The sequence below is a fragment of the Bacillus sp. NPDC077411 genome (assembly GCF_044543425.1).
In the GTDB taxonomy this organism is placed as follows: Bacteria; Bacillota; Bacilli; order Bacillales; family Bacillaceae_G; genus Bacillus_A; species Bacillus_A bruguierae.
This window is the reverse complement of record NZ_JBITWA010000020.1, coordinates 39,944-64,490: the sequence shown is the minus strand read 5'-3', so window position 1 is coordinate 64,490 and position 24,547 is coordinate 39,944. Positions and strand designations below refer to the sequence as shown.

Annotated in this window: 23 protein-coding genes and 4 pseudogenes; 18 read left to right on the top strand and 9 right to left on the bottom strand. The window is 35.0% G+C overall.

Annotation, left to right across the window (positions count from 1 at the left end; translation table 11 throughout):
• Window positions 1–358 precede the first annotated feature (358 nt).
• Window positions 359–937, bottom strand: coding sequence for a TetR/AcrR family transcriptional regulator (locus ACIGHG_RS20665; protein WP_336474623.1), 579 nt, complete (start codon window positions 935–937; stop codon window positions 359–361).
• Window positions 938–1,170: 233 nt separating this feature from the next.
• Here ACIGHG_RS20665 and ACIGHG_RS20660 point away from each other — a divergent pair, with 233 nt between their 5' ends.
• From ACIGHG_RS20660 to ACIGHG_RS20635, 6 genes and pseudogenes are all read left to right on the top strand, one after another.
• Window positions 1,171–1,314 (top strand): hypothetical protein, encoded by a 144-nt coding sequence (locus ACIGHG_RS20660; protein WP_336474599.1) that lies wholly within the window; start codon window positions 1,171–1,173, stop codon window positions 1,312–1,314.
• Window positions 1,307–2,497: an MFS transporter gene (locus ACIGHG_RS20655; protein WP_396550301.1), complete on the top strand. Its 1,191-nt coding sequence runs from the start codon at window positions 1,307–1,309 to the stop codon at window positions 2,495–2,497. Before ACIGHG_RS20660 ends, ACIGHG_RS20655 begins: the two co-directional genes overlap by 8 nt.
• A 506-nt stretch (window positions 2,498–3,003) precedes the next feature.
• Window positions 3,004–3,447, top strand: a complete 444-nt coding sequence (locus ACIGHG_RS20650) for a MarR family winged helix-turn-helix transcriptional regulator (RefSeq protein WP_336474597.1) — start codon at window positions 3,004–3,006, stop codon at window positions 3,445–3,447.
• 227 nt (window positions 3,448–3,674) lie between these two features.
• The gene (locus ACIGHG_RS20645; RefSeq protein ID WP_336474596.1) at window positions 3,675–4,553 is read left to right on the top strand and encodes a LysR family transcriptional regulator; all 879 of its coding nucleotides are present in this window, start codon (window positions 3,675–3,677) and stop codon (window positions 4,551–4,553) included.
• A 58-nt stretch (window positions 4,554–4,611) separates the two neighbouring features.
• Window positions 4,612–4,695 (top strand): annotated as a pseudogene (locus ACIGHG_RS20640) (DDE-type integrase/transposase/recombinase); the annotation flags it as partial.
• A gap of 92 nt (window positions 4,696–4,787) precedes the next feature.
• Window positions 4,788–4,901, top strand: a pseudogene (locus ACIGHG_RS20635) (IS6 family transposase); the annotation flags it as partial.
• Between the two features lie 104 nt (window positions 4,902–5,005).
• Here ACIGHG_RS20635 and ACIGHG_RS20630 read toward each other — a convergent pair.
• The 5 genes and pseudogenes from ACIGHG_RS20630 to ycaC all read right to left on the bottom strand — a co-directional run.
• Window positions 5,006–5,414: pseudogene (locus ACIGHG_RS20630) on the bottom strand (low temperature requirement protein A); the annotation flags it as partial.
• Between the two features lie 194 nt (window positions 5,415–5,608).
• Window positions 5,609–7,444 carry an amidohydrolase gene (locus ACIGHG_RS20625; RefSeq protein WP_336474709.1) on the bottom strand — a complete coding sequence of 612 codons (1,836 nt, stop codon included), beginning with the start codon at window positions 7,442–7,444 and terminating at the stop codon, window positions 5,609–5,611.
• Between the two features lie 13 nt (window positions 7,445–7,457).
• The gene (locus ACIGHG_RS20620) at window positions 7,458–8,051 is read right to left on the bottom strand and encodes an antibiotic biosynthesis monooxygenase (protein ID WP_336474708.1); all 594 of its coding nucleotides are present in this window, start codon (window positions 8,049–8,051) and stop codon (window positions 7,458–7,460) included.
• On the bottom strand, window positions 8,048–8,692 hold the full coding sequence (locus tag ACIGHG_RS20615; RefSeq protein ID WP_396550298.1) for a hydrolase: 645 nt from the start codon (window positions 8,690–8,692) through the stop codon (window positions 8,048–8,050). Before ACIGHG_RS20615 ends, ACIGHG_RS20620 begins: the two co-directional genes overlap by 4 nt.
• Window positions 8,693–8,839: 147 nt before the next feature.
• Window positions 8,840–9,484, bottom strand: coding sequence for an isochorismate family cysteine hydrolase YcaC (gene ycaC / locus ACIGHG_RS20610; RefSeq protein WP_336473166.1), 645 nt, complete (start codon window positions 9,482–9,484; stop codon window positions 8,840–8,842).
• A 486-nt stretch (window positions 9,485–9,970) separates the two neighbouring features.
• Between ycaC and ACIGHG_RS20605 the strand changes: the two genes are divergently transcribed.
• Both ACIGHG_RS20605 and ACIGHG_RS20600 read left to right on the top strand, forming a co-directional pair.
• The gene (locus ACIGHG_RS20605) at window positions 9,971–10,807 is read left to right on the top strand and encodes an alpha/beta fold hydrolase (protein ID WP_090917390.1); all 837 of its coding nucleotides are present in this window, start codon (window positions 9,971–9,973) and stop codon (window positions 10,805–10,807) included.
• Between the two features lie 247 nt (window positions 10,808–11,054).
• Window positions 11,055–11,231, top strand: a pseudogene (locus ACIGHG_RS20600) (IS4 family transposase); the annotation flags it as partial.
• A gap of 631 nt (window positions 11,232–11,862) precedes the next feature.
• On the opposite strand, the gene ACIGHG_RS20595 reads toward ACIGHG_RS20600, so the two are convergent.
• Window positions 11,863–12,306, bottom strand: coding sequence for an Lrp/AsnC family transcriptional regulator (locus ACIGHG_RS20595; protein WP_396550296.1), 444 nt, complete (start codon window positions 12,304–12,306; stop codon window positions 11,863–11,865).
• Between the two features lie 154 nt (window positions 12,307–12,460).
• On the opposite strand from ACIGHG_RS20595, the gene ACIGHG_RS20590 reads away from it, so the two are divergent.
• Window positions 12,461–13,759, top strand: coding sequence for an APC family permease (locus tag ACIGHG_RS20590; protein WP_336473164.1), 1,299 nt, complete (start codon window positions 12,461–12,463; stop codon window positions 13,757–13,759).
• A gap of 181 nt (window positions 13,760–13,940) precedes the next feature.
• The gene (locus ACIGHG_RS20585; protein ID WP_336473163.1) at window positions 13,941–14,621 is read left to right on the top strand and encodes a DUF1349 domain-containing protein; all 681 of its coding nucleotides are present in this window, start codon (window positions 13,941–13,943) and stop codon (window positions 14,619–14,621) included.
• A 108-nt stretch (window positions 14,622–14,729) separates the two neighbouring features.
• Here the strand turns inward: ACIGHG_RS20585 and ACIGHG_RS20580 are convergent, their stop codons facing one another.
• Window positions 14,730–15,137, bottom strand: coding sequence for a ribosomal maturation YjgA family protein (locus tag ACIGHG_RS20580; protein WP_336473162.1), 408 nt, complete (start codon window positions 15,135–15,137; stop codon window positions 14,730–14,732).
• A 414-nt stretch (window positions 15,138–15,551) separates the two neighbouring features.
• On the opposite strand from ACIGHG_RS20580, the gene ACIGHG_RS20575 reads away from it, so the two are divergent.
• Entirely contained in the window at window positions 15,552–16,616 is a 1,065-nt protein-coding gene (locus tag ACIGHG_RS20575) for a DmpA family aminopeptidase (protein WP_396550293.1), read from the top strand.
• Between the two features lie 91 nt (window positions 16,617–16,707).
• Here the strand turns inward: ACIGHG_RS20575 and ACIGHG_RS20570 are convergent, their stop codons facing one another.
• The gene (locus ACIGHG_RS20570; protein WP_396550291.1) at window positions 16,708–17,205 is read right to left on the bottom strand and encodes a CcdC protein domain-containing protein; all 498 of its coding nucleotides are present in this window, start codon (window positions 17,203–17,205) and stop codon (window positions 16,708–16,710) included.
• Window positions 17,206–17,405: 200 nt separating this feature from the next.
• On the opposite strand from ACIGHG_RS20570, the gene ACIGHG_RS20565 reads away from it, so the two are divergent.
• The 7 genes from ACIGHG_RS20565 to ACIGHG_RS20535 all read left to right on the top strand — a co-directional run bounded on the left by ACIGHG_RS20565 (window position 17,406) and on the right by ACIGHG_RS20535 (window position 24,469).
• Window positions 17,406–17,747, top strand: coding sequence for a class I SAM-dependent methyltransferase (locus tag ACIGHG_RS20565; RefSeq protein ID WP_396550289.1), 342 nt, complete (start codon window positions 17,406–17,408; stop codon window positions 17,745–17,747).
• 39 nt (window positions 17,748–17,786) lie between these two features.
• Window positions 17,787–18,683, top strand: a complete 897-nt coding sequence (locus ACIGHG_RS20560; RefSeq protein ID WP_396550308.1) for a PhzF family phenazine biosynthesis protein — start codon at window positions 17,787–17,789, stop codon at window positions 18,681–18,683.
• 40 nt (window positions 18,684–18,723) lie between these two features.
• Complete coding sequence (locus tag ACIGHG_RS20555; protein ID WP_336473157.1) at window positions 18,724–19,230, top strand: NUDIX hydrolase; 507 nt, start codon at window positions 18,724–18,726, stop codon at window positions 19,228–19,230.
• Between the two features lie 33 nt (window positions 19,231–19,263).
• Window positions 19,264–19,683, top strand: a complete 420-nt coding sequence (locus ACIGHG_RS20550) for a GNAT family N-acetyltransferase (RefSeq protein ID WP_090917369.1) — start codon at window positions 19,264–19,266, stop codon at window positions 19,681–19,683.
• 300 nt (window positions 19,684–19,983) lie between these two features.
• Window positions 19,984–21,372 carry an O-antigen ligase family protein gene (locus ACIGHG_RS20545; RefSeq protein WP_396550286.1) on the top strand — a complete coding sequence of 463 codons (1,389 nt, stop codon included), beginning with the start codon at window positions 19,984–19,986 and terminating at the stop codon, window positions 21,370–21,372.
• Window positions 21,373–22,659: 1,287 nt separating this feature from the next.
• Entirely contained in the window at window positions 22,660–23,358 is a 699-nt protein-coding gene (locus tag ACIGHG_RS20540) for a response regulator transcription factor (RefSeq protein ID WP_336473155.1), read from the top strand.
• Window positions 23,351–24,469, top strand: a complete 1,119-nt coding sequence (locus ACIGHG_RS20535; RefSeq protein WP_396550284.1) for a HAMP domain-containing sensor histidine kinase — start codon at window positions 23,351–23,353, stop codon at window positions 24,467–24,469. Before ACIGHG_RS20540 ends, ACIGHG_RS20535 begins: the two co-directional genes overlap by 8 nt.
• Window positions 24,470–24,547: the final 78 nt, after the last annotated feature.

The window sequence follows — 24,547 nt, the reverse complement described above, 5'->3', positions numbered from 1 at the left end:
GCAAAATTTCCAATGATCTACACTGATTTTTAGAAAAAGAAAAAAAGTTCTTCTGAAACTGACCGTTCCTAACCTTAGCTTGATAGCGATGGGGTACCGTCCCATGCCCATCAACTTAAGATAAATTTGTATCCGTATAATGCTCTTCAATACTCTCTAAATTCACACACCATCCAATCCATTAATATGGTTGGAAACCCAGTTTATCAGTCAGGTATAGATTCAAAAAGTGCTCTTCGATTCTCCGGTGGTCGATATCGCCCAGCGATATTAAAGCGATGAAAGGTCATGACGCATTATATCAGGAGAGTGGAGAATCGGCAATTTCGTGGTAAATAAATTTTTGTTCGAATGTTATTCAGGTCAATCGGATTCCTTCAAATGCGCTCATCACTAAATGATGCACATAGGAATCATCCAACTTTTCGCCAGTTACGAGCAAACGATAGAAAATCGGCCCGTAAATGAGATCGATGCTTAATTCAATATCGAGAGTTTCTTTCAATTCTCCTCTCTGAATTCCCTTCTCCAGAAGATGCTTAGCTTGGAGTCGACGGGGCTGAAAATATCGGGTACGATATTCCTTCGCCAATTTTGAATCAAACTGCCCTTCGCCTATTAACTCTGTAATAATGGTCCCTTCCCGACTTGTCAAAAATCTGGCTAAACTCGTGGCGTGAATTAGAATATCATTCAATGCTGAGCCCGTATCAGGCACAGGTAATTTGGCAGCGGCAACAGAAAGAAAACCATCCATTACCACGGCTGCCTTGTTAGGCCACCATTTATAAATCGTGGCCTTGCTAACTTTAGCACGATCTGCAATTTTATCGACCGTGACCGCTTTAAAGCCCTTTTCCAGCAATAACTCATAGGATGCGGAAAGGATAGACTTATGCGTTTCGACATTACGCGGCCGACCTCTTTTACTTTGCACATTAATCATTCCTTCCAAAAATATAAACTATACGTTTAGTATACTTAATTTGAATAAAAAATAAAATAACCCATTTACAAAACTGAACGTTTAGTATATTATTTGTTTTAATTAATAAACTAAACGTTTAGTATTTAATTGTTAAGAAATCTTGCAATGTTAACTGATGCAACTAAGCCTAAGACTCCACAAGAACTTATTACTAAAAATACATGGAAAAGGAGAAGAAAGAGATGGCACAATTGAAAGTCTTGAAAGAAGAGTGGGATGCAGTTCAGACTCAATTTAGTACAATGGCCACTGATGCCGCTGCAGCATTTGTCAAGATAATTCAAGAACTTCGGGATAATGGTATAGGAGGAGTTAACTATGTCTAATTTAAAAAATCAAACAATTGATAAAGATATTTCAGCAGGGTTAACCATACTTCTCGCAACTGCATGTGGTATCATTGTAGCTAATCTTTACTATGCACAGCCCTTGGTTGGGTTAATTAGCTCTGCAATTGGGCTTTCTACTAGTAGTGCTGGGTTGATTGTAACGCTAACACAGATTGGATATGTTGTCGGTTTACTATTTCTTGTACCTTTAGGAGATATTGTTGAAAACCGAAAGCTGGTAGTTATATCGTTACTTCTAAGTGCAGTCGCCCTGACTGCCATAGTATTTGTGAAACACGGAATACTGTTCTTAGTGGCTTCATTCTTCATCGGGTTGGGATCGGTCGCAGCACAAGTGCTCGTACCTTTTGCATCATACCTTGCGTCAGAATCTACACGTGGCCGCGTTGTTGGTAATGTCATGAGTGGTCTGTTACTTGGTATCATGCTTTCTCGTCCGATATCAAGCCTAGTAGCTGACATCTGGGGATGGAATGCAATATTTGCCTTGTCTGCGGCAGTAATTGTTCTCTTAGCGATCATATTATTAAAAGTACTTCCTACTAGGAGGCCAATGGCAAACACAAATTATACCGCTTTACTCGGTTCAATGTGGCAATTACTGCGAACTACCCCGATCTTACGCCGTCGCGCGATTTATCATGCGTGTGTATTCGGGACTTTCAGCTTATTCTGGACTACTGTTCCGTTATTATTGTCTAGCCCTACTTTTCATTTTTCTCAGAAAGCTATAGCACTATATGCACTTGTCGGGATTGCGGGTGCGATAGCTGCGCCAGTAGGAGGACGTCTAGCTGATCGTGGATGGACTCGAATTGCCACTGGGATAGCTCTCGCTGTTGTCATCGCTTCTTTATTACTACCACTCATGATTCGGAGTAATTCGCCCGTCGGAATAGCTGTTCTAGTAGTTGCAGCTATTCTATTGGACATGGGAGTGTCCGCAAACCTTGTGCTTAGTCAACGTTTGATTTTTTCTTTGAAGCCAGAAATTCGTAGTCGATTAAACGGGTTATTCATGGCTATTTTCTTTTTGGGTGGTGCTATTGGATCCTCTATCGGAGGATGGGCATACGCCTCAGGTGGATGGAGTGCAGCATTATGGATGGGAATCGCTTTTCCGGTCATAGCACTGCTTTATTTTGCTACAGAAAAATAGTTCTTTAATCAAACTTTAGAGATTAATTGCAATTGTTTTGAGGTTTTGCACCAGAACCAGATTTTTGGTCTCTATCGCTGTAAGGGTACAAAACTCACCAGGTAAAATGTTTCTGAATTCTATGTAGGATATGATAAAAAAAGAGCTTGTGTCAGAAAACAAGCTCTCTTTAAAAGAAATAACGCAATTGAGATGTCTATATATTACCAATTGATTTATCCCGCATTAACGGGCAGTAATACTCCCACCTCAAAATTCGGCGAAAGCAAAGAAGTTAGGTGGGAGATAAACTGCCCGTAAAAGCCGGATTGGTTCAACTAATAATTAGTGGGGAATGAAGAAAACCCCCACTGATTAAAGTTTCACTTTATTACGCCTCCGTACGTCTCATGTTGAGAAATAAATTATAAGTGGTTTGATAGAACTAAACTGAATTATTGACATAATATTTTGATAATCATATAATAAGTCTTGAATTCGAGATATTTTGTAAAGGATTGGTAATTGTGAGTTTGATTAATGATGAGAATTTATCTTTAAAGTTATTTGTTATATTATCACGAGCAGCACAGTCAATCACAAAGCGTATTGAAGAAGATATAAAAAGTTATGGACTTAATCCAACTGAATTTGCAGTTCTTGAGTTACTATACAATAAAGGCGATCAGCCTATACAAAAAATTGGAGACAAAATATTACTTGCAAGTAGCAGTATCACGTATGTAGTTGATAAGTTGGAAAAGAAGAGGTTATTAATACGAAAACCATGTCCTAAAGACCGCCGTGTCACGTATGCGTCAATTACTCCAGAAGGTATTGAATTGATGGATACTATTTTCCCTAAGCATAAACAGGCGATTCGACAAATATTTGGTGGTTTGGACTCTGGTGAGAAAAAAGTGATGATCGAACAGTTGAAAAAATTAGGCTATTATGCGCAAGAACTATAAATTTTTGAACATATATCTCGAATTAGTAATATCCTACTTAAATATAAATTAAAGAAAAGTAAATAAACAGGAGGGGGGAAACCAATAAATGTAGTACATTTATTGGTTTCCAAAATGAAGAAATCATGGGATTACAATTAGTATAAGAAAGATAGTTGTTATGCCAACGCATACATAGTGTTCTTTTAAGTGTGAATCTTTCATAAAGCGGAAGGTGGGTATTAAGAATGGAACTACGTCATTTAGAGTATTTTATTCAAGTTTGTAATAATGGTAGTTTTACTAAAGCTGCGGAAGTTCTAGGTATTTCACAGCCGACTTTAAGTCAACAAATACGTGTGTTAGAAGGTGAAATTGATACACCTTTATTTCATCGAGTTGGAAGGGGTATCAAAATTACAGAAGCAGGTAAGTTACTATTGGATAAAGGTAAATTTATCATGCAGCTATTTGATGAGGTTCATAATGAGATCTTTGAATTAAAGGGTGTGAAAAGAGGCGTGATTACTATAGGAGGGTTATTAGAGGACCTCACCTATTTAACACCTTATATTATGCAATTTCAACAACATTATCCCAACATCTTAGTAAAAATCATAGAATCAGAAGTTACTGTAAATCAAATCGTTGAAAATAATATTGATATAGGGATCACACGTAGTTTTCAAACTCCAGACACATTAACAAGCACTTTTTTGTATAGCGAAGAGCTCGTCCTTGTGATTCCAAAAAATCATCCTTTGAATAAAAAATCATTTGTTTCTTTTCGAGAATTAGTAGGGCTGAGTAGAATAATGACTTCAAGCAGTTGTCGTGAATCAATTAAGATATATTGTGAAAATTTAGGGTTATCTTTATCTGTAGCAAATATAGAAACAAAATCTTCTATTTCTCTATTGAGTCTTGTATGCAATGGACATGGGGTTGCCATAATACCACTCTCACTGGTTGATTTTGTTAATAATGATTCCTTGAGCATAGTTCGTATTGTTGATCCAACACCAAGTCAAGATATTAATCTTATTCACTTTGATGATAAATTTTTAAGTTTTGCAGCACGTATCTTTATGCAGAAGTTAAATGATCCTGAAAAAGTATCAGTATAATAGAAACAATAATGATTCTAGTGTAAAAATTTCAGGAAAATTGAAAATAATCTATAAGTCTTGGGATGAGGCCTATATTAAAGTCAAAGGACAGTGGATTTATATGTGTGGTGTAGTCGATTCAAAAGGGAATACCATTGACTTTTTATTTAAGGAAAAATGGAAAAATCAAATCAGCCAAGTATCTTTTCATATGCACCTGTTCCTCATTCTATTAAGAGCTGAGCCCTTCCAATGTTAAGGTTCAAGTCTTTTGACACGGCTACATCTATTATTTTGAGATTAGCAGTCATGCATATGATCAAAAAAGAACAGATTGATTTACGGCATCAGTCTGTTCGAAACTAGAAAAAATTCATCCATCGATTGTTTGGGCTTACAGCATAAAATAGAATTCAGCTAGAAATATATAAGCTATATTCTCTTTTATTTTATCTTTGCACCAGAACCATTTATGTAGTTGTTAATTTAGCATAGATGATAAAAAATAGGGGTTAATTGTCCTATTATCACAATATTTGGTACTACTACAATCAAATTAATAACAAAAAAGACTGCTAAAATCCCTAAAAACAAGCATAAATGATAAATTTTCAAATGGTGTTGTTCAAACCTGTATTGATGAAAAACAATTGTAGTTGACAGGAAATAGAGCAATACAGAACCAAAAACAAAATATAGGATAAAAGAATAATAGACCTCATGTAAAAATAATAGTCTAATGGATGCTGCAACCATACTCAAAGACATTAAAATAAACAGATGACCGTAAAAAATAATTTGACCGGAAGTTTGTCTAGACTTGTCGAGTTTCTTCTCCATGTTATCGAAATATTGCCACCACATCGAAATCAAGTTAATCAATCAAATCTTCGGTCTTACCGCATAGTAATAGATTCCGTTAGGGATACACTGCTATTTCGGATCTACATATTATTTGCACCAGAACCCATATTACCATTATGATCTTAATACCATTACTATTTGGGTCCGTCCTCGGCCCCAAACCCTTATTGTAGAAAGAAAACCACCGGCATTAGACCAGTGGTTCTGACTTAGAAAGCAAAGCAAGTACAACCAATACCCCATTTAGTTCCATCTTTTCCTATTACGGTATGAGTGTGTTGATGGAGAGGGTTACTGCAACTATGTAACTTGTGATCATGGGCATCGTGAGAAAGTATATTGTGGGCTAGGTTAGCACCACCATAACCATAAACTCCCGTCGGTGCCCAATCAGGTGATGCTGGCGGCAATTCAGGTGATAAATTTTTAAATTCATCATTCCCATAAACAACCTGCCCACCCATAATAGTGAGTAATGATTCAAGGTCTTTGATTTCTTCTTCTGGCACAGTAAAGTAGTCAGCAGACAATACAGCAATATCAGCAAACTGACCTATTGCAAGGGTTCCCTTTTTACCTTCATCACCAGAGAACCACGCACTTCCTTTGGAATATAGTTCCAGGGCTACTTTTCTGTCAAGTTTATTCTTTTCATCGTATATCGAAAGACCACCAATGGTTTTTCCAGCAACCATCCAGTAAAGAGCAACCCAAGGGTTATAGCTGGAAACCCTGGTTGCATCACTACCGGCGCCAACAGGTATACCCAGGTCTAACATACGATAAATCGGGGGAGTACGCTTTGCAGCTTCTTTTCCGTATAAATCAACAAAGTATTCACCTTGGAAAGCCATGCGGTCTTGGATGGCAATACCGCCATTTAAAGCCTTAACACGTTCCATACTACGATCTGAGATTGTTTCTGCATGGTCAAACCACCAGCGTAGACCATTAAAAGGAATTTCTCTGTTGACTTCCTCAAAAACATTTAAGAAACGTGTTATTGACTCGTCATAAGTTGCATGTAAACGGAATGGCCAACGGTTTTCCACCAATAGAGAAATTACTTTCTTTAAGTCAGCTTCCATCACCGTAGCTAGTTCGGGCCGCGGCATTTGAAATTTTTCAAAATCGGCTGCCGAGAATACTAACATTTCTCCGGCACCATTCATTTTATACTTATCATTTCCTTGACCCGGAGAAACAATTTTTGCCCATGAAGCAAAGTCTTCATATTCATGATTTGGATTTTGCGTAAATAGATTATACGCAATACGCAAAGTTAACTGTTCTTTCTCGGCTAAATGTTCAACAACTTTGTAATCATCAGGATAATTTTGGAATCCACCACCTGCGTCAATGGCACTTGTGATACCCAATCTATTTAATTCGCGCATAAAATGGCGAGTTGAGTTAATCTGGTCGTCAAAATTAAGTACTGGAGCTCTACCCAAACTTGAATAAAGAATAGAAGCGTTAGGATTGGCAATTAAAAGACCCGTTGGATTACCTCGTTTATCCCGCTCAATTAAACAGCCCGGAGGGTCTGGGGTATCTTTTGTGTATCCCAGTGCACGCAGCCCTGCACGATTTACAAGTGCTCTATCGTAAAGATGTAGTACAAAGACAGGCGTGTCTTCAGAAACAGCATTAATCTCTTCCAAAGTTGGCATCCGTCTCTCTTTAAATTGAAATTCAGACCAACCTCCAACTACTCTTACCCACTGAGGAGCAGGTGTACGTCTTGCCTGCTCTCTAAGCATTTCCAGAGCAATAGCAAGTGATGGCACACCTTCCCAGCGCAATTCCATATTATAATGAAGACCGCCACGAATAACGTGTATATGAGAGTCATTCAAGCCCGGAATAGCTCTCTTTCTTTTAAGGTCTATTTTTTTGGTTTTTTCTGTGGCACTATCAAGAAGCTCATCTCCACCTACTGCAGTGACTAAACCATCAGTTATGGCGATAGCCGATACCTCAGGTTGAGATGGGTCAAGGGTAGTGATTTTTCCGTTATATAAGATCATATCCGGTAAATTCATGTTCACACCTCATCTACTTCCTATTATTCTGTAACCATGGATGAAATATTTTACCGAGAATCGGCATGACTACCCATGATAGCAAGGACACTATGCATACAGAAACAAAAAAAGCTGATATAATAGGATTCATATTTTTTATAATAGGTCCTATCACTTTAGGAACCAACATGCTAAGAGGCCATACACCAAGAACGGTAACAATAGACATTTTCCATTTTGGCGGTGGAACTGGCGTTTTCGGAGTAACAAACCAATAAGCCAAACTGCTTTCAGTTTTGTAAGTTGGATTAGTAGCTTGAAATTGTTCTGCCTTTTTTAACAAATCTCGACGAATATCTGATTCTTGCCAAGCACGTAGATTCTCATACGTATCAAAGCGAAAAATAACAGTATACTCTCTGGATCCGTTATTGGGGACTATTAGATTTACGCCTAAATGCCCTGGGAATTTAGTAGCGGCAGCTTCGATTTCATGTCTCCATGTTTCAAACTGTTTTTCTCTACCTTCTTGAATTTCCCATGTAACAATCGTTGTTACTGGACCGCCAGCATTCATCGTGTTCCTTGTATGAGTTTCTCCGGCAGTTACTCTTTCTTGTTTCATATTTTCCTGCTTGGAAGCGCGCCATGTACCATAGTATATGCGTATTCCACGCCTTGACCATAAGCGCCAGTGTGTTCTTTTACAATTTCCATAACAGCATCATAAGTGTCTTTGCGTGCCCAGTCACGTTGGTATTCAAGTAAAACTTGAATTGCTGTCACTGGAATTGCTCCAGCTTGTTCTACACGACGCATAGCAGCGTTATGTGCTGTCAAACTAGTACCACCTGAAGCATCATCAACTGCATAAACTTCATAGCCAGCTTTAATTGCTTCAAGCACAGGGAATGCAAGGCAAACTTCAGTCCAAAGTGCTGCAAATATCAATTTCTTTCTACCTGTTGCCTTAACTGCCTCAACAAATTTTGAATCTTCCCAAGAGTTCATCGAACTACGTTCTATAATTTCATGGTTTGGGAATATATCAAGAATTTGTGGCCAAAAATAACCAGAAAAGCTGCGTGTTTCAACTGTAGTAAGAATAGTAGGTACGTTAAAAGTTTTTGCTGATTTAGCCAGCAGCATAACGTTATTAATCAATGTTTGTCTGTCAATGCTTGCAACTCCAAAAGTCATTTGAGGCTGAAAATCGATCAAAATTAATGCACTGTTCTCCGGAGTTAACAATTCTAAATTACTCATAATAAAACTCTCCTTTTTTAAAATTGTTTCAAATAAAGTTTTTTGAAACAATTATATTTTCTATTAGTTTTAGCTGTAATCGTAAAAATAAAAGCTTTGCTATACTTCTTAATTTAAAAAGGAGCGCTGATTTAGCCAGCGCTAAATTTATGCATTTTGTTTACTAAGATCTCGCTGAGCTCCCATATAGCTTCCAATTATATTTTGATAACCTGGAAGATTACTAGCAAGCAAATTGCCAAAACCTTCGACATCGTTGCGCCAATCGCGCTGTAATTCGCACGCTACGCTAAACCAGTTCATAAGTTGCACGCCACTATGTGCCATACGCGTATTGGCAGCATCTGCAACTTGTTTACTGAAAGTTCCTGAAGCATCAGTAACAGCAAATACTTCATACCCAGCTTTTATAGCGGAAAGTGCCGGGAAAGCAACGCAAACATCCGTAACTACGCCCGCGATGATAAGTTGTTTTTTTCCAGTTTCTTCGATTGCTTTTACAAAATCATCATTATCCCATGCGTTAATTTGTCCAGGTCGAGCTATTTTTGGTGCGTGAGGAAATAGATCAACCAATTCTTGCATTAAAGGTCCGTTAGGTCCGTGTTCAAAGCTTGTTGTTAAAATAACTGGTAAATCAAAAAACTTAGTAGTGTGAGCAAGAGCTAAAACATTGTTCTTGAATTCATCAACACCATAGTCACGTACTAGTCCGGACATAAGGCCAGTTTGATGGTCCACTAAAAGAACGACAGCATCATCTTTGTTAATACGAGAATAGAGATCAGACATTATGTATTCCTCCTAAAAATTAAGTAATCGAAGAAAGTTTAAACAGTGGAACATTATCATAAATTCCTAGTTTCGTTATATTAGTTATAGCAGCATTCACAGAACATGAAGCGCTATACAAATTTATAGTATTTGAAAACCAATTCATTAATCAATTCTAAATTATCTATAATTTTCATAGATGGTAACTATAGTTATTTTTACCATAAAATTGATTGGTTTTACCTATACATTCTATAGATAGAACAATATTGATAGTCACCTATTTTTGTTATTAGAATTGAATATGAGGAATGTTCAGCAATTATTTCATGATGAAAAAGGTATTAGATGGGGAATTGTTACAAAAACAGAAAATGAATTCAGCGGAACAATAGAGTTTCATGCTTAGAGTCCACAACATAGACGTGCATAAATAGGTTACGAGATTCATCCGGATTATTGAAGAAAAGGATATATATTAGAATATTTTTTGGAGGTAGAAGAATGGCAAAAATTACTGTAGGAACCGAAAATCAAGCACCCATTGAGCTATATTATGAGGATCATGGCACAGGGAAGCCAGTAGTATTCATTCACGGTTGGCCATTAAGTGGTCGATCTTGGGAATACCAAGTTCTTGCTCTCGTTGAGGCTGGATACAGAGTCATAACTTATGACCGTCGAGGGTTCGGGAAATCTTCTCAGCCATGGAACGGTTATGACTATGATACGTTTGCTACTGATTTACATCTGTTACTAGAGCATATGGATCTCCAAGATGTCACACTGGTCGGATTTTCAATGGGTGGTGGAGAAGTAGCTCGCTATATCGGAAACTATGGAACAAATAGAGTAGAGAAGGCTGTATTTGCAGGAGCTGTACCACCATTTCTTTACAAGTCAGCAGATCATCCTGAGGGAGTATTAGATGATGCAGCAATTCAAGAGTTTGAAAATGGAGTAAAAAATGATCGCCTAGCATTTCTTGATGAGTTTACGAAAGGATTTTTTACTGCTGGAGATCGAACTGACTTAGTCAGTGAACCATTTCGACTTTACAATAGGGATATTGCAGCGGGTGCATCGCCTAAAGGAACACTAGATTGTATCGCTGCTTTCAGCAAAACGGACTTCAGAGAAGATTTAGCCAAGTTTAATATACCTACCCTTGTTATTCATGGTGATTCAGATGCAACTGTTCCATTTGAATATAGTGGAAAGCTAACGCATGAAGCAATTCCTAATTCTAAGGTAGCTTTAATAAAGGGTGGTCCACATGGGTTCAATGCAACACATGCCAAAGAATTTAATGAAGCACTGCTATCATTTTTAAAGGGCTGATTACAAATGAATATTTTTTAACTGATAGAAAAGGGGCATTTTACTTTCTCTGAAAAGGTTGTTGATAAGCGATTAGTTACACTCGATTCTCAAATGTTAATAGGTTGCAAATATACACTTTTATGAGGAAAATGATACCTTGGAAGGGGGGACACACATCCATCAACTTAAGAATTTTATAAAGCTCTCAAAATGAAAAAATACGCTATTCTTTCTGTAGAATCATAGGGAAGGATGGCGTTTTTGTATGTCTATTTCTGTATCTGATGAATTACAACTATTTGCTCAAGAAATTCAAAGCTTCTTATCCCAAAATATCTTACGAGATCTTGCTAGAGATGTTGGTTTTGTGCAGCGAACTAGTAAGTACCAAGCAAAAGATTTAGTCGCTTTATGTGTATGGATGAGCTCAAATGTTGCTACACAACAGTAAATATTGGATGTGGTCCCACCTACATTTTAACGAAAATATACACTAAGCAATTTATCAATATTAATTAGAATTAGAAACATTCGTTAGGACTATATGCTTCTAAATTTTAAAATGGAGAATATAAACTTTTATAAACTGAGAAGTATGATGATAATAACCTTTAGCCATAATTACGACTAAAGGTTTTTTTAGTATAAAAAATGAAACAAATATAAAATTACAAGGAGACAATTTTATGGAAAATAATAAAAATGGAATACTCGCTTTGATTGTTTTTGCTTTAGGTTTAGCATTTTTTGTTGGTGGCATGGTTTATTCATTATGGGGATCATTTTGAATACTTAAATGCTTACATTGTCGGTTTGAAACAAAGATGAACGGTTTGTAAGAAAGTCGTACTGTTTATAAAAAAGATGAACTGAAATAACTTATTTAAGTGGCGAAGGGATTTCATTTCATCCTTTTTATTGAACTAATGGAGCAGGATAGTTGTAGAATATCGGTTAAAAAGTATTAACAGTTTTTTCGTTTTGAGGAGAAATACATTTCTTAACTTGTTAATCGTTCGTTCAATAATAAAAAACTGAATCTATAGAGTGGTGACTTTCAATTTAAGTGAAACTTAGTAATCATTAACAGGGAGCAAAGGGCGATACATAATAGGTGATGAAAGTACTACAGATGTGTTTAATTGTCCGAAAGGAATAAGTCGATCTACGAGGGCTGTTACATCTTTCATTGAAGCGACTACTACCTTCATAAAATAACTATTTGTTCCTGTCACCCTATGACACTCTAGAATATCCATTTCCTTTTTAATTATCTCCTCAAATCGGTGACACTCTATTTTTAAGTTGCCTATTTGAATGATTACAAGTGTACTTTTTCCAATTTCCTCATGAGAAATACGTGCTGTAAAACCTTGAATGACCCCATTTTCTTGCAATCGCCGTAATCGCTCATTTACACTAGGGCGACTAAGATTCAATTTTTTCGATAACTGAATAATTGTTATTCGGCCATCCTCCTGAAGGAGTTCTAATATTTTTCGGTCAATGTTGTCCAAAGTTATCCTCTCCTTTTCCTAATTGTAAATAATTATATTGTTATTTATTCAAAACATAAAGTTTCAACAGTCTGAAATATTCAATAGTTTATATAAAATAAGTAAATAACCTTCTATAATTAAATTATACATAAATAGTAAGGAGAGGATGATTTTGTCACAATTATTGAAGCGAACCATTTCAGTTCCACAAGGCATCGCCTTATATGTCGGAGCTGTTTTAGGATCAGGAATTTTGATATTGCCCGGTATGACAGCGGGTATTGCGGGTTCAAATGCATTAGTTTCATGGATAATAATGATACTTCTTAGCATTCCATTAGCCTGTACATTTGCCTTTCTTTCAATTGATTTCCCTAGTTCAGGAGGAATATTGACTTTTGCAAATAAAGCTTTTGGGCATTATGCAGGTGCCCTCACTGGCTGGTTTTTTTTCATTGCAGGAAGTGTAGGTCAAATTATTGTCTCATTGACGGGTGGGACTTACATAGCTTTTGCATTTAATTTTCCACATTTTGCTGCCTATGTCATTGCAAGTGTATTGCTCATCATTGCGGTTATCGGAAACTATGTGGGATTAAAAACAAGTGGGAAAGTTCAATTAGGTTTGGCCGGGCTTACATTTTTAATTTTATTGAGTACATCAGTGTTAGCTTTTCCAGTTATTAACCTTGAGAGTATAACACTCCATATTACAAAGAACAGCCTCATTCCAATCGGTCAATCTGTAATGCTTATTTTTTGGTCATTTTTTGGATGGGAAGCTATCTCCAGTTTAGCACCAGAATTTAAAAACCCAAGAAAACAAAACATCATGCGATCTACATGGGGAGCTATTGTTATAATCGGTGTTTTGTACTTTGGTATTATTTTGGCTGTGATTGGTACGGAATCCTATTCAACAGGAGAACAAACTGTTAATCAGGCTATGAATAATGCAGCACTAGCCCAAGTTGTGGAAAAAGTTGCAGGGGTAAATGGTGCCTGGGTAACGGCAATTCTCGCTTTTATTATATGTTTAGGAACAAACAACGCATTTGTTGCGAGTATGAGTCGGTTAGGTTATTCCTTATCTCATGAACATCTAGCCCCCTCATGGTTGGATCACATTAATAAAAAATATTCAACCCCTAGTCGTGCGGTTTTATTAGTAGGATCGATTGCAGCAATGGGTTTATTGTTAAGTTTTATTTTTGACATTGGATTAGAACAATTAGTATTTATTCCTAACTCATTAGCAATCGCCACTTATGTTGTTGGCACAGCAGCTGGAGTTAAGCTGATTACAAATGTCTTGGGTAAGGTGTTAGCTGCGATAGCTTGTATACTTTGTCTTGCGGCTTATCCTTTCATCGGTTCTTTTATCGCGATTCCAATCATTGTAGCCGTTTCATGTATTGTATATATCACTTGGAGAGAAAAAAGGAAGAAATATCGTGAAGAAGAAGCGTAGTTCATTTCATTTTTAAGAACGTTTGAACTCAGCTACACGAAAGTTCAGTTTATTTCCATCCTTAAGTTGATGGGCATGAGTAGAAGAACAAGATAGAAATTATGAGACATTTTATGTTTATTGGAATATTTGATAAAATTATTATGGTAATAATTGAGAAGAGTTTAGGGGGATATATTAAATGAGTTCATTAGCATTATATGAATCGTTTCGAAGTGATACAATTCATTCGGATTTAAAGTGGTATTGTCAACCAGAGAATTGGAACATAAAAAAGGAAAATACTGGACTTATTATTGAACCTAATGAGATGACTGATTATTGGCAAAAAACTCACTATGGTTTTGCTGTTGACAATGGACATTTTCTTTATACAGAGATGAATGAGGATGTCATTATTACGACTAGAGTACGATCATATCCTGTACATCAATATGATCAAGCGGGACTAATGGTTCGCTTTTCTAAGGATTGTTGGATCAAAACATCTATTGAATACGAACCAAATGGTTCATGTAAACTTGGAGCAGTTGTTACAAATAACGGATACTCAGATTGGTCTACTCAAAATTATACTCAGGGGTCATTAGATTTATATTTTCGTATTCGTAGGGAATCTGGAGATTATATCGTCGAATTTTTGGAAGTTGAAGAAGATAAAACATTTTCAATAAGTGAACTGATGGAACGAGAGTGGACTCAACTACGTATTGCGAGATTAATGGAGGATACTGAGGGACAAGTATTTCAATGCGGAGTATATGCTTGTAGTCCACAAGGAAAAGGTTTTGTAGCCGAATTTGACTTTTTATCTATCGAAAAAGGAGTTTTGGTACAAAAACAGAACAAAAAACGAGATTAATGAGCGATAGACAAGTAATGGAGGTTTTCAAGAAATATGGGCCAATACATAGAAACTCTAAGTTCTTATGTATTGGCTATGTGTAAGAATTCGATTCTAGAAGCTAGTTTAATTGAGATTGCTAGGTTTTCGAATCCATACAAATAACATTTCGCTTATCACACCTATTACAATGCCTATCGCATAAGCCAATAAGTCACTCCATAAAAAGCCATAACCTAATATTAATCCACCTAAAGTTGTTTCGCGAATATGATCAATCCAACTAGCATGATACAATTGGCTGAACTCAATGATATAACAAAACGATATGGCAAGTAACGCAATAACTTTTGTTTGAACGCTTTTGAAAATAAATCCAAAACCAATAAAAATCATTAATGCCCACAGTGCATCTCCTAAGTATGTATTCAAAATATGTGGTAACACATGAGCAATTTTTCTTGAGCATAGTCCTAATACAATTACAATGATGGTCATCATTGCGTACAGTAATCGATTGCGTTTAAATGTCATACGAAATTTTCTCCTCAAAGTATTTTTTCAAAAATGAATAGATGAATGAATTATATTTTTTACTTATACATTAAAATAGTGTCACGTGTTGCAAATATGTTCTTTTTATGAATACAGTGTAGCTATTCACTTGTAGTTTATATCATTCCTGGAATGAGAGGATTTTTATATATTATAAGATGAATAACAATAAAAGGAAATGTTCAATCGTTGTTTCTATATAGTGGATCAGCGGTGTGGAACGTATAAAAAGAGTTGCTTCGTTATTTTTTTTGTGGTTTGGACATACCTTCTTTATTGAAAGAATTAGCAACAAGTTTCTTTAGAGTCTGTCCTAAAGAATATTTTTCATAAAAATAGAACCAACTATAATCTGATTTGAACACATTTGTTTGGAAAAATGGAGGCTTATTTATGTTTAGTCAAAAAAGAATAAGAGATTATGGTGTGAAAATAGGACGCTTAGAAACAGGCTACTATAACTCTATTACAGATGTTGAAGGAGTTACTGTTGGGCATGTAACTCTTAGTGATAAGGATATACAAACGGGTGTCACAGCTATTCTTCCTCATCAAGGCAATATATTTAAGGAAAAACTAATTGCTTCAAGCCATGTAATTAATGGGTTTGGCAAGACTATGGGGACCATACAAATCAATGAGCTAGGTACATTAGAATCTCCCATAATTTTAACGAATACATTAAGTATCGGAACAGCTGCAGATGCATTAATTGAATATATGCTAGAACATAATCCAGAAATAGGACGAACGACTGGAACTGTTAATCCAATCGTATGTGAATGCAACGACATGCTATTAAACGATGTTCGAGCTAGATTTATAACTAAAGAACATGTTATTCAAGCATTAAACAATGCCTCATCCGAAGTTCAAGAAGGCACTGTTGGAGCAGGTACTGGAATGCTGTGTTATTCATTAAAAGGTGGTATTGGTACTGCCTCCAGACGAATGAGAATGGAACATGGAACTTATACGATGGGTGTTTTAGTGTTGTCTAACTTTGGAATCTTGAGTGATTTAAAAGTGAATGGAAAAGCTGTTGGAGAAGAATTGAGAGATGCTATCCTTCAGTCGCGTGAGGAACAAGATAAGGGGTCAATTATTATAATTGTTGGAACAGATCTTCCCGTATCAGAAAGACAGCTAAACCGGATTATAAAAAGAACTATAACAGGCTTATCACGTACTGGTTCTATCATTACAACTGGAAGTGGTGAGGTGGTAATTGGTTTTTCAACAGCTACAAAAATATCCCATGAAAAAACTGCACATTGCATTTCGGTTCCAATGATTCATGAAGAAGATATAGATTTAGCATTTCGAGCTATTGGTGAGGCTACTGAAGAGGCAGTTTTGAACTCATTAGTGACTGCCACACATGTTATTGGACGAAGTGGAAATGAAAGACCCGCTTTCAAAGATTTATTAGATAAATACAACATTCAATTAACATAGAAAGTGTAAATAATTTTTTATAAGTGATATTTCTTCCTAACAAGCCAAGCGATAACACTGATTCTGGGACTTTTCATTCCCAAAATCAGTGTTATCGGAAGTCAATGTTGTCGTTAGTTCGGATTCGATTTTTGTATAGTTGACGAAATTTGATGAAAGAGATAATCCCCCAAGGTAAGATATATCCCAGCGCTACAGTCATAAATAGTGCTACTTCTGTTTCTGGACCTAGCCATGTTAAATAATCACGAAGTAAAAATCGGACAATAAATACGATAAGAAAGGTAATGATAAAGCTCTTGTTTCTTACAGCATAAATATGCTGATCTGATCGGAGTTCATAGTTAGTGGTCCAAATAAGTGGAATGGACAAAAGGAACCCAAAGATAGCTGCACAAATCCATTCCCAGGAAGCGGCATGTGCATTTGGATTCAGAATTGTGAAAAGACTAGGTAATAGTAGAAATAATATGGGTAAAAGAAGACGGATTCCATTTCCTTTAATTGGACGATACATTGCTCTAGTTCTCCGCCATAAGACCAACGCAGCAATTATGATCACAATAGAGTAAAATGAAGAAGCATTCATAATCTCACCCCTATGCGTAGTGTATTTCAATTATTTATATGGGAATTACAAATGATTGATACTGTCAATATTACGAAAATCATTCATATTGAAATTATTAGATAAAATATTTAATGATAATTATGAAATAATTAAACGTTCTGAACAATATGAAAAAATAGAAGCGTCTATATTACATAATAATGAAGGGGATGCAAGAGATGAATCACCAAAAAGAATACTGGAATGAAGTAGCGAATGAAAAACAATTTATTACACCTTTTCAATTTGATTGGTTTTCAAAATATGTGAACAAAGAAGCCGCTATATTAGATTATGGATGTGGATATGGAAGAACGTTACTTGAGCTGAAACAAAATCAATTCATGAATTTGTACGGTGTATTTGAGTTAGCTGATGGTGCAGTTTTACGTCATCATCATGAGGAACGAGTAAAAGAATGGACAAGCAATTTTCAACAGTTAGAATATGAAAAAGTAGAATATGTGACGATGAATGGCAACCGCTCTAATGGATTAGTATATATGGGAAGTTTGAAGTAATAAATTTTTTGAATCTTATGTGACGAAGAGATGAATCCATTGCATACAGTAAAAGTTTATCATTATGATGCATTTAGCAATAAACCAAATAAGGGAAATCCAGCAGGAGTTGTTTTACATACTGACAAATTAACAGATGATGAGATGCAAAATATAGCTTATAAAGTAGGATTTAACGAGACTGCCTTTTTAATGCAATCAGGCGTAGCAGATTGGAGAATCCGTTATTTTACGCCAGGGTATGAAATGGATCTTTGCGGTCACGGAACTGTAGCTGCTATTTACGCATTGCAAACTAGAGGTTTAATAAAAGAGACAGGAAACTTTACAATTGAAACGAAAGCAGGAATTTTACCAATACAAGTGGAGCTAGATTCTGATAGAAGACCATACATAATGATGAAGCAAGCAAATCCACAGTTTCAAAAGTTTGATGGTTTAAGAGAAGAGTTAGCTGCTTCCATAGGTCTACATGGGAATGATTTAGAAGAAAATCTACCAATTGTATATGGAAGTACAGGGAATTGGACTCTATTAGTTCCAGTGAAAAAGCTTGCGTCGTTTAAAGAGATGAAACCTAACAACAAGTTATTCCCATCTATCTTAAAAGAAATGCCCCGGGCTTCCATTCACCCTTTCTGTTTCGAAACATACGACTCAAATGCTCACATGCATGCACGTCATTTTTCATCAGCATATGCTGGTACAATAGAAGACCCAGTGACTGGAACAGCGTCTGGAGTTATGGGGGCATATTACGTTACGTTTATCGATAAGGAATGTAAAGAGGAAAAAGAGTTCTTAATAGAGCAAGGGCACGAAATGGGGAAAGATGGACGAGTGAGAGTAATGGTGAGAAAAGAATGGAATGGTATTTTAGAAGTTGAGATTTCGGGAAGTGCGGTGTATGTGGACGGGTTTGAAGTTACTTTATAAAAATGTTTGGCAATTGTTAACGGATGGAGGTATTTAGATTTTGAATGCATTATTAGGAATTTCAGAAATTATTGATGAAAACAAAGTTAAGATCAACTACAGAGAAGCTGTTAGAGCTATTATTATTCAAGACAATAAGATTCTTCTCGTTCATTCTAACTTGGGGGATTATATATTTCCTGGAGGTGGAATTGAAAAGAATGAAAGACATGCAGAAGGATTAATGAGAGAGGTAGCTGAAGAGACAGGCTATCTTAACTGTGCAATTAGAAATAAAATGGGTGTGGTCGTTGAAAGATATATAGATGAATATGATGAAAATGCTATATTTCAAATGACATCACATTATTATTTTTGTGAAGTGGATGGTGAGAAAACCACTCAAAAATTAGAAGGCTATGAGCTTGAACAAGAATTTACACCACAATGGGTGAGGCTTAATGATGCGATTAATCAAAATGAAAAAATCATTAATCAATGTGAACGTAATTGGTGGATACATCGAGAAAATTTTGTTTTAAAAGAACTGAATAAAATTAAAAATTGAATTCATTATGTAAAAGAAAGTGAGAGTGGAAATTTGAATATTAGAGTAGCAAATAATTTAGATTACCCTGCTTTAAGGCTGATATATTTAGAATCACGTCGTAAAAGTTTCCATTGGGCGGATATAGAGGAAATGACTCTAGAAGATTTTGATAAGGATACTGTAGGAGAATTTATTATTTTAGCAGAAGAGAATAATCGTATTCTTGGATTTGCTTCTTTATATTTGCCAGAAAACTTTATACATAATTTATTTGTTCATCCTAATTTTTTCGGTAAGGGTGTTGGTGGAGCGTTGATTCATGCCTCCATAGAAAAAATGAATAAACCGTTAAGATTGAAGTGCGTATCTAAAAATGAAAAAGCAATGAAATTCTATGAAAATAAAGGTTGGAAGAAAGTTGTTGAAGAAGGAGAAACGGGAGAAAGATATTGGGTTATGGTATTTGAATGAAATATATATATAAGAGCCTTTGATTAGGCTCTTTTTTCTGGTACTTATGTTAAATACAAATGAAATTGGAAAAATAGTATAAATAATGGTAGTATATGGTTGTTGCGCCCGAGTCAATGAATTTACCATCTAGTTGCAGAGTACCGAAAAAAAGTGAAGCAAACAAAAAATAACTCCAAAATCAACTGTTATTGTATATTTTGGAGTTACTTAATGTTTACTTATAATGAGTATTTGAGACGAGTGAAAGGTTTATTGTAAGTTGTATAAAGTGAGATATGATAATTATGGGGGGTTGGGATGTTAGAGAATAATAGTTTAAGTAATAAATTTGAAAATTTTTTATTGATTTTCATTATGTTACAACCGATTTTAGATTTACTCACATCATTCTGTATTATGGTTTTAAAAATTGATACAACAATTGGAGTTATTACGCGTTTATTTGTAATGGCTCTTGGTGGAATCTATATTTTGCTTCAAGCAAGAGAAAAAGAGAATCGTAAATATATCATATACTTAATAGTAGTTGGGATTGTTTGTGCGGCAGGTTTTGTAAATAATAAATTTGTCAAAAGCCCTATCATATTGGGGGAAGAAATTAAATTTATAGCAAAATCTTTATACCCGCTCATTATGCTTACTTGTTATATTTTTGTGTTTAAATCATTAAAAAATAAAGTAAATACGTATTCGAAAATGCGTAATTATATCGTATATTCAACATTAATTATAAATGCCATCATGGTTATTTCGATTGCGACAGGAACGGATTATAATAGTTACACGTCTATAAAAATCGGTTCACGCGGTTGGTTCTATGCAGGGAATGAATTAGGTTCCATTTTAGCAGTGATATGCCCAATTGTTTTTCTATATTCAATTGAAAAAACAACAAGTATAGCAAAGAGTTATTTTTGGATTCCTTCTCTGTTAATGATTTTCTCATTATTTGCTATTGGTACAAAGGTGGGATTTGGGGCCATTGTTGGTACAATGATTGTTGCTGTGTTTATGTGTTATGTTCAAGCATTTTTACAGCGTAAAGATAGAAAAAAGAAACCATATTTACTGAACGGTATCATTGCAACTGTTGTTTTTGCTGGAATATTAGCGTATACACCGTTTTCTCCATTCCTCAAAAATATAGGGTTTCATTTCCAATTTCTTGAGAATAAACAAGAGATGAAAGAGGCAGAGGAAAAGAAAGAAGGTAAACAACATCAGAAACCTCCTGTTACACAAGAGGAAAAGGAAGTAAAGAAGAAAGAGGAAACACAATCGCTTATTTTCAGTGGACGTGAGGTGTTTGAGAAAATATATAAAGACTATTATACAGAAGCACCGACGTCTCAAAAGTTATTAGGTATGGGATACTCTGGGAATTTCAAAGATAATCCGGGTCCGAAGCTAATTGAAAGAGATTTCGATGATTGGTTCTATGCATTTGGAATTATCGGTTTTGCTCTACTTTTAATTCTATTTTTATACTTTGGTATAAAAATTCTTTTCGTGCTAATAACTAGGTTTAGAGAGGTATTTACAGTAAAATACGGATTATTAGCAACCTCGCTAGCATTAAGTTTAGGTATTGCGTTTATAGCAGGTCATGTATTAACAGCTCCTGGAGTAAGTATTTATTTTGTTGTAATTTTTGCATATTTAATTGTGGATTTAGAAATTGAATGATAGAAAAATAAATGAAACTCAATTCATTGAATTTAAGGCTAAATAATTCATAATACAAAAAAAGATAGAGTAGTAGAATCTTCTACTTCGTCTATCTTTTTTGTTCATAAATATAAAAAAATGATTAAGCGGAATGTACCTTTTATTTCACTATATTATAATAAGGGAAATAAAATATATACCTTCTATAGGAGGAAAAGTTATGGGAGTACATGATGTATTATTTAAGAGCGAAAAATTGGAAGAATTTATTCTGCGCGATTTTAACTGACTGTATTTTTGTCATGGATTTGTGTACGAATTAAATATGCCCAGTACTCTTCTGAGACATTTTTCATTACAGATAACGATTGGTCTTTCGATGTGATTTGCTGTATATTTTTTTAATGCAATCCATGCGACTTATCTTTGCTATCAAGTATTTCAATTTTTGTTATTTGTTTGTTATTGCTTTGAACAAGTTGTAAGAGAGCAAATAATCGTTCGAGTTCTTTAGTTTTAAATTGACTATAATCAATCTTAGGGATCGCTTTTAGAGTTAATAATAATTCATTTGTTGGTCTTTCTTCATCAATCTTTCTATCTTCAAAATTAATGTCCTCATTCTTAATCTCACTATCATCAATAATATATTGAATTACATTTTCATCAGATAAAGAATTCTAAATGTGTTTTGATTAAACTTTTTTATAAAACTAAATGTTCATTTAAAAAGTAACGAATCTATTTTGATTAGACTTTTTTTATGGATTTATTTTTATTTTCTGTAGAATAAGGATCCGTAAGTTGTTTTTAATCCCTTAAATGTGTTGTTCCAGAATCGTGCATGTTGCTTACTTAACTATCAAATGCTTGCCGACAGCCATTTCCCGTCTATATTCAAAACAAATTGGTTCATTCATACACATAAAGCGACTAAATCTTTTGCTTGATACTTATTGGTTCGTTGCACAAAACTAATATTTCTAGCAAAATCTCGTCAGATATAGAAACAGACAGACAAAAAGCGCCATCCTTTCTAATCTAGCTTGTTTAGAAAAAATAAAGGTTTTTAAGTACTTTTGGGTATTAAAATATCTTAAGCTGAAGGGCATTTATGATGAGATCACTAAACTGGAGGTCAGATTCCCTAGTACTATGATCTAGTTTTACACGTATCTCGACTGTATCTCCCTATTGTAAAAGCAGAGTGGACTAGTATAAAGTCGGGTGTATGAAAATATATAATGAGCAAATTTTTTAGAGCGCCAATAGAATAGAAACGAAATGATATAGGGGTGGAGTAAAATGAATCGAATTTCAATTTTAATAGCTGACGATGAGATAGAAGTTGCTAATTTAATTGCGATACATTTAGAAAAAGAAGGCTACCATGTTATTAAAGTAGCTGATGGAAAAGAAGCTATTCGTGTTATTCACTCTCAACCAATTGATTTGGTGATTTTAGATATTATGATGCCTAAAATGGACGGTTATGAAGTAACGCGTCAAATTCGTGCACAATATCATATGCCCATCATTTTTTTAAGTGCAAAAACATCTGATTTTGATAAGGTGACAGGACTTGTAATAGGTGCAGATGATTATATGACGAAACCTTTCACTCCGATTGAATTAGTTGCCCGTGTAAATGCGCAATTACGCCGATTTTTAATGTTAAATCAACCGAAAGCAGAGGACAATAAATCAGTTTTAGAAATTGGTGGAGTAGTCATTTATCCTGAACAACGGACAGTTAGTGTATATGAAGAACCAATTGAATTAACTCCAAAGGAATTTGATATTTTATATTTATTAGCAAGTCATCCGAAGAAAGTATACAGTGTGGAAAATATCTTTCAACAAGTATGGGCAGAAGATTATTACGAAGGTAGAAACACAGTAATGGTACATATACGTACCTTAAGGAAAAAACTTGGAGAAGATAAAAGAAAGAATAAATTGATAAAAACGGTTTGGGGGGTAGGTTATACTTTCAATGACTAAAATGATAAGAAGCTTTCGTTCAAAAATGATCGCACTATTTGCGTTAAGTATGATACTAGCTGGTAGCATAACGTATATGATCTACAAAGGGCTACAACTCTACTATAAAAAAGTGGTTCGTTATGAGGATTCTTTAGCTCAATTCCGTTCAACGATAAGAGAAATTGGAGACATTAATTTCTTTTTAATTATATTTATTCCTTTATCTATTTTGTTTTTCTTTTTTCTTACCAGACCATATTTGAAGTATTTTCATGAAATCTCTAATGGGATTCATCATCTTGCTAACGGTGATTTTACAAACCGAGTTCTTATTTCATCGAATGACGAGTTTGGGGATATCGCACACGAAATTAACCTAGCAAGTGAAAAGTTAAAAGAAGCGGTAGCAAGAGGAGATTTTGCAGAAAGCAGTAAAGATCAGTTAGTTGTCAATCTGGCTCACGATTTAAGAACACCATTAACATCTGTTTTGGGTTATTTAGATTTAATTCTTAAAGACGAGAATTTGACGAGGGAACAAATTAAACATTTTTCTACTATTGCTTTTACGAAATCTCAACGACTTGAGAACTTGATTGATGAATTATTTGAAATAACAAGAATGAACTATGGCATGCTGAAGCTGGAAAAGAGACCAATTGATATAAGTGAATTACTTATACAGTTAGATGAAGAATTATATCCGTTATTAGAGAAACAAGACTTAGTAGCCAGAATGAATGTGAATCCTCACTTAACTATTAATGGAGATGGAAAATTATTAGCAAGAGTATTTGAAAATCTTTTAACGAATGCAATTCGCTACGGATATGATGGACAATTTGTTGATATCAACGGGTATATTGATAATGGAAAAGTTGTTGTACAAATTATTAATTATGGAGATAGCATTCCAAAGGAAGATTTACCGTATCTTTTTGATATGTTTTATACAGGAGACAAAGCAAGAACTCAACAGCAGGATAGTACGGGCCTTGGGTTATTTATTGCGAAAAACATTGTGGAACAGCATAATGGGACGATTTCTGCAGAAAGTAATGTAATAAGAACAATATTTGAAGTGAGGTTACCGAAAGACGATGACGTGGAATCTCATTTAATAATTTAATAAAAATTTAAAGTTTACCCCACTATTTATTTAAATAGTTTTTTCTATCCTATACGTAAGTTAGGTCAAGGAGGAACT

Coding starts and splice junctions, on each gene's coding strand:
- ACIGHG_RS20660 (WP_336474599.1), top strand. CDS start 1,171: ATGGCACAATTGAAAGTCTTGAAAGAAGAGTGGGATGCAGTTCAGACT.
- ACIGHG_RS20655 (WP_396550301.1), top strand. CDS start 1,307: ATGTCTAATTTAAAAAATCAAACAATTGATAAAGATATTTCAGCAGGG.
- ACIGHG_RS20645 (WP_336474596.1), top strand. CDS start 3,675: ATGGAACTACGTCATTTAGAGTATTTTATTCAAGTTTGTAATAATGGT.
- ACIGHG_RS20625 (WP_336474709.1), bottom strand. CDS start 7,444: ATGAATTTACCGGATATGATCTTATATAACGGAAAAATCACTACCCTT.
- ACIGHG_RS20620 (WP_336474708.1), bottom strand. CDS start 8,051: ATGAAACAAGAAAGAGTAACTGCCGGAGAAACTCATACAAGGAACACG.
- ACIGHG_RS20615 (WP_396550298.1), bottom strand. CDS start 8,692: ATGAGTAATTTAGAATTGTTAACTCCGGAGAACAGTGCATTAATTTTG.
- ycaC (WP_336473166.1), bottom strand. CDS start 9,484: ATGTCTGATCTCTATTCTCGTATTAACAAAGATGATGCTGTCGTTCTT.
- ACIGHG_RS20605 (WP_090917390.1), top strand. CDS start 9,971: ATGGCAAAAATTACTGTAGGAACCGAAAATCAAGCACCCATTGAGCTA.
- ACIGHG_RS20585 (WP_336473163.1), top strand. CDS start 13,941: ATGAGTTCATTAGCATTATATGAATCGTTTCGAAGTGATACAATTCAT.
- ACIGHG_RS20580 (WP_336473162.1), bottom strand. CDS start 15,137: ATGACATTTAAACGCAATCGATTACTGTACGCAATGATGACCATCATT.
- ACIGHG_RS20575 (WP_396550293.1), top strand. CDS start 15,552: ATGTTTAGTCAAAAAAGAATAAGAGATTATGGTGTGAAAATAGGACGC.
- ACIGHG_RS20570 (WP_396550291.1), bottom strand. CDS start 17,205: ATGAATGCTTCTTCATTTTACTCTATTGTGATCATAATTGCTGCGTTG.
- ACIGHG_RS20565 (WP_396550289.1), top strand. CDS start 17,406: ATGAATCACCAAAAAGAATACTGGAATGAAGTAGCGAATGAAAAACAA.
- ACIGHG_RS20545 (WP_396550286.1), top strand. CDS start 19,984: ATGTTAGAGAATAATAGTTTAAGTAATAAATTTGAAAATTTTTTATTG.
- ACIGHG_RS20540 (WP_336473155.1), top strand. CDS start 22,660: ATGAATCGAATTTCAATTTTAATAGCTGACGATGAGATAGAAGTTGCT.
- ACIGHG_RS20535 (WP_396550284.1), top strand. CDS start 23,351: ATGACTAAAATGATAAGAAGCTTTCGTTCAAAAATGATCGCACTATTT.